Here is a 1,722-nt window from a genome sequence, read left to right on the forward strand (position 1 = left end):
TCGGTCGCGTGCGCGCCGCCGGACTGCCGGCGCGGCCGCGCGGTCAGCCCGCGTCGGGCTGCTTCTGCTCCGGCGCGAGGTGCTGCGCCGGTGTCGCCGCATCGTAGCGGCCAAAGCCGTAGCGCTGGAAAATCCGGAACGCTTCCGGCGACCGGATGAACGCGAGCCATGCGCGCGCGGCTTCCGGATGCGGCGCGTCCTTCACCATCGCCCCCGCATAGATCGCCGTCGTATTCTGCTCGGCCGGAATGTCGATGTGCATCAGCGGATGCCCGACCTGTTCCTGGAACGCCGCTTCGGATTGCCACAGCACGCCCGCGTCCGCGCGACCCTGCATCAGGAACAGCGCGGTTTCCCGATGGTGGATGTGCGTGAGCTCGGTCGTGCCGGTGTGCACCTTGTCGTCGTAGACGGTACGTGCGAGCCCGTCGCCGCCGGCTTTCACGAGCGACGCGCGGATCTGCCGCGCGACGCCTTCGAAGGCCGGATTGGGCATCGCAAGCTGCACGTCGGGCCGCGCGAGGTCGTTCAGCGACGCGATCCGCTTCGGATTGCCGGCGCGCACCATGATCGTCAGCTGGTTCGTCACATAGGGCACGGCCGGGCCGGCGAGCGTGCCGTCCGCGATCAGCCCGTTGATCTTGCCGAGGCCCGCGAAATACGCGTCGGGCTTGACCGTCCACGTCATGTTGCCGACGGTGATCGTGCCGCCCGCCTGGATCTGCTTCACGAGCAGGCCGGGCGGGATCGTTTCCCAGTAGATGCGGCCGCGATACTCGGGATGGTCTTCCTCGAACTTCGCGACGAGCGGCGCCATCGCGAAGAAATAGTTGCCGCCGACGAACAGCACGAGCTTCGGCGCGGTGAGGTCGCCGTGGAAATCGGCGAGCACGTCGACCTGCGGCACCGTGAATTCGAGGCCACGGTGCGTCGCGTCGTTGTTGCGGCCGTCCTGCCAGGGCGGAAAGACGGTCTCGGCGGGGCCGGCGGCGGGCGCGGCGAGCGACAGCGCCGATGCGCAGCAGAGCCACGTGGCCAGCACGGCGCGCAGCGCGCGCCGACGGCGGCGCGGCGGCGATGGCGGTTGCATGGGGATCGATGTCATCGCGGGGGTCATTTTGCGTACGTGAAGCCGACCTGCTGCAGTTCGGGCAGCGTGCCGACCGCGCCCGGCGTGACGATCGCCGACGGGATCACGTGGTTGGTCAGGTCGGCCGCAAGCGCATCGAGCGGCAGCTTGTCGGGATTCGCGTTCGCGCCGTCGAGCCGTTCCGCGAGTTCCCAGATCGCGTTGTGGCACGACAGGAACACGACGCCGCGCTGCTGCAGCGCGGCGAGGCTGTTGTCGTGCGACGAGAACGCGCCGTCGGGCAACTCGTGGTCTTGCGCCTCCTTCGATTGCGCGGGCTTCGCGTCGAGCAGCGTGTTGGTCGGGAATGCGGCGCCGGCGAATTTCGCGAGGCCGTATTTGTCCCACGCGGCCTGGTCGAACAGCGCGAGATGCGCGCTGCCGTGCGTGGCCGATACGACGAGGAAATCCGGATGGCGGAACGACCAGATCTGCGCGTTCAGCGAATTGCGCATCAGGTTCAGCCACGGGCCGCCGAGCTCGGTGTTGTCCCACACCTGCTTCGGGCCGCCGCGGTAGCCGGTCACTTCGGCGAGCGCCGCGTGATCCCACTGGTCGGGGCGTTCGAGGATCATCGGTACCGTCTTGAAGTC

General features: G+C 68.7%; 1 protein-coding gene and 1 pseudogene. Both read right to left on the reverse strand.

Annotation, left to right across the window (positions count from 1 at the left end; all coding sequences use genetic code 11):
• Positions 1–43 precede the first annotated feature (43 nt).
• Positions 44–1,105 carry a substrate-binding domain-containing protein gene (locus tag JYJ84_RS35915; protein WP_175222989.1) on the reverse strand — a complete coding sequence of 354 codons (1,062 nt, stop codon included), beginning with the start codon at positions 1,103–1,105 and terminating at the stop codon, positions 44–46.
• Between the two features lie 8 nt (positions 1,106–1,113).
• Positions 1,114–1,722 (reverse strand): annotated as a pseudogene (locus JYJ84_RS35920) (transcriptional initiation protein Tat); the annotation flags it as partial.

It is taken from the genome of Burkholderia sp. LMG 13014 (assembly GCF_905232215.1).
In the GTDB taxonomy this organism is placed as follows: domain Bacteria; phylum Pseudomonadota; class Gammaproteobacteria; order Burkholderiales; family Burkholderiaceae; genus Burkholderia.